Annotated in this window: 1 protein-coding gene; it reads right to left on the bottom strand. The window is 41.9% G+C overall.

The window, feature by feature from the left end; genetic code table 11:
- Positions 1 to 2,217: ATP-binding protein (locus tag BCT81_RS28235; protein WP_102426581.1), on the bottom strand; the 2,217-nt coding region annotated here is incomplete at its 3' end.
- Positions 2,218 to 2,715 lie beyond the last annotated feature (498 nt).

Below are 2,715 nucleotides of genomic sequence, written 5' to 3'. Positions count from 1 at the left end.
GTTATCTTCGACAATCAAGATACGTCGATTCAGAGGACGTACTTCTTCTTTTTCTGATTTGGCTTCAGGTACCAGTTCTTCATTCGCATCAAGAGACAATAGACTATTCAGGAAACGTCGCCCCAAGAATGGCAGTGTATGAGTTGAATGAACAGACTCTGTAATCAGATTAGTTTTGAATAAGTGGTGCTGACAAACAATCACGCGGTCTAACGGGTACTGTTCTTTCAACGCCGCTAAATCACTCTGCAGTGAGTGATGTAAGGTATGGCAATACAGAACAAAGTCGCTCTCTTTGATCTCTTCGTCTAGCGACGATATCGACCCCACCACCTTAGGTTTTATATTGAGGCGCTCACACTCTTTGGCTAATTGGTCGAGATAGTTAAAAGAGTTGGAAATGATCGTTGCACGATTTAAATTTTCGAAGCTTTGAACTTGCGTCTCTACCACATCGACATACAGACAAAACGTAAAGGTAGAGCCTTCACCTTTTACTGAACGGGCAGTGATGTATCCACCCATTAAATCAACAAGCTGCCTACAGATTGCTAACCCAAGCCCTGTGCCACCAAACTGACGCGTGATACTGCCATCCTCTTGAGTAAAGGGCTCAAATATGGACTCGAGTTTCTCTGTTTCAATACCAATGCCTGTATCCGAAACACTGCACTCGAGTTTACCTCTACCCATCGACATTGGCGTATAGGCGATGTCCGTTGTGATGGTACCGTTAGAGGTGAACTTGATGGCATTCGACAATAAGTTCGTCAGCACCTGCCTAACACGATACTCATCGAAGAATAGTTGCGGTGGTGTTTGAGAATCAATATTTACATCGAGCTCAATGTCTTTACTGATCGCCTTAGATAAAATCACGCTCACAGAGTCATAGACGGCTTCACGTAAGTCAGCATTGTGTGGAGAGAGCATGAGGTTACCCGACTCAATCTTAGACAAGTCGAGAATGTCATTCAGCAGCACCAGTAATGAGTGCGATGATGACTCAATATCCCCAAGCACCTCTTGTTGGTTAGGACTCAGCTTACTCTGCGATAAGATCTCCGCCATGCCAATAATCCCATTTAAGGGAGTTCGGATCTCATGAGACATATTGGCGAGAAATGCACTTTTCGCTTTATTAGCTGATACGGCATCTTCTTTGGCTTCAATAAGCTCTTGATTACGTTGGTAGGTGCGTTCCATCACCCTATTTAAGGTTTCAGTGAACTCTGCGAGCTCGTCATTGCCTTCGACTTTTATGGTGTTAGGCTTACCATCGTTATCAGCGCACTCTGAAACGCCTTTCAAAATCATTGATAGATTTCTGTTCAAGCGTATAGAGATCATGGCTCCCAACCACAACAACACACCCGAAACAGCTAGGATCAAGAACGAGATCACTAAAGTTTGTCTTTTCTGCAACGCAATATTGTTTGTTAAATCAAACTGCAATTGCTTGGTGTAAGCACTGATAGCTTGAGAAATGGCTCGCTTTTTGACCTCTAGACTTTTTAGGTGTTCATACACCTCGGGCGATGAGAGTTCTCCTTCGAGGATTCGTGTTGCAAACTTGTCCTGAAACTCATCTTGAGAAACTGTGTTGAGAAGTTGCCTAATACTTGGAGAGCTCGTATCCGATTGGAAAAAGGTCTCTAATAACTGCTGCTGTCGATCTAACGCACTAATGTAGCTCAATAGATATTGATTTTTTTTCTCAGGCGAGCGGTACAAGCTGTAGCTCAACCATGCTTCTCGCTGGCTCCAAAACACGTAGTTAGTGAGGTGGACGAACATCGCATCAGCTTTACTAATATCTTCATCCAATAAAGCCACCCGATATTCGGATAACTGAAGCAACACGCCTTTTAATAATCCGAAAGCCTTCTCTATTAACGCCTGATTGCCAGAACCTTGCGTCGCATTAGTCAGGCTCATTACCACATTCTTCAATTCGGTTAGCAGAGGCTCAATATTCAGATTTTCATCAGACTGCTTTAATCGAGCCCCGTACTGAGAAAGCCTATCCAATTCTGATTGCAGGGTTAAAAGCAACTGGCCTTTCTCAGAAGAGTCATTAGACAGAACTAACCATCGATGTGCATTACTTGAAACCGTGTTAAAAGATTGAAGAGCTTCAACCTTAATTCGTGTAGTTTCAAGATTCTTCATCTTCGTATCGTTCTTGATCACTTGGTTGACTGTAAACCCAAACATGGTGATTACAGACACAGTGGTAAGAAGAATTAGACGCCATCTAATTGACATGTTTATCATTTTTATAACTACTCCCTTCCCGAAAGTAATTTAACCTAGCCCAAGTAAAGAATAGGACATTAACAGCGGTTATTGATCAAATTAGATATGAACAAACGATACTCTGAGTCCAGAAAGGCAAATAATGTGCAGTGTACAAAGCAAACGTTGGTATCAGGATAGCTAATCAATGAAACGTTTCATTTCCGAGAGAGAGTTATTATCGCTCGCATAACAAGTAAAGAAGTCACGCTGTCAGGTTTGAAAGGCAGCAAGTCAAAGTGCTAGGTACGAACAAATTACTAAATTAAGGTTAAATTTGTGAGATAAAAACGTTTGCGCTCTGCATTTTTTTCACGCAACGATGGCTTAATTGAAAGTCAAACAACAAAACAGACTGATTGGCATGTTTATTGTTTACCATTTACGTGTAACTTGAGTTGGTGATCACATCTTTAA

Origin of the sequence: Vibrio sp. 10N.261.52.A1, from assembly GCF_002876325.1 — a bacterium.
GTDB classification, from domain to species: domain Bacteria; phylum Pseudomonadota; class Gammaproteobacteria; order Enterobacterales; family Vibrionaceae; genus Vibrio; species Vibrio chagasii.
Note: the sequence above shows the minus strand (reverse complement) of the source record. Positions and strands in the feature narration are given on the sequence as shown.